This is a genomic window from Hymenobacter lapidiphilus (assembly GCF_013377885.1).
Classification (GTDB): Bacteria; Bacteroidota; Bacteroidia; order Cytophagales; family Hymenobacteraceae; genus Hymenobacter; species Hymenobacter lapidiphilus.
Window position 1 is genome coordinate 1 of sequence record NZ_JABKAU010000118.1, and the last position, 319, is coordinate 319.

A 319-nucleotide genomic window follows, 5' to 3' on the forward strand; every position below is an offset into this window, starting at 1 on the left:
ATATTTTCACGGATTCGACTCCGCTTGTCGAGCCGGGCTTGTAGCTCAGGTGGTTAGAGCGCTACACTGATAATGTAGAGGTCCCTGGTTCGAGTCCAGGCAGGCCCACTGCCTTTAACGAAAGGCTATTGGGTACCAACCGGGGGATTAGCTCAGCTGGCTAGAGCACCTGCCTTGCACGCAGGGGGTCAACGGTTCGACTCCGTTATTCTCCACCATTACCTAAATACCAACCGGGTATTTATTAGGTGACAGAATAATTTCGAAATTAGAATAGGCAACTGTTCGATTTCACCCTGTAGCCCAATTGGGGTTGCAT

The 319-nt window shown here is 50.2% G+C and carries 2 tRNA genes; both read left to right on the top strand.

The features are described from left to right. The first annotated feature begins 34 nt into the window (after positions 1 to 34). Positions 35 to 108, top strand: a tRNA-Ile gene (locus HW554_RS20365). 33 nt (positions 109 to 141) lie between these two features. Next, positions 142 to 218, top strand: a tRNA-Ala gene (locus HW554_RS20370). Positions 219 to 319: the final 101 nt, after the last annotated feature.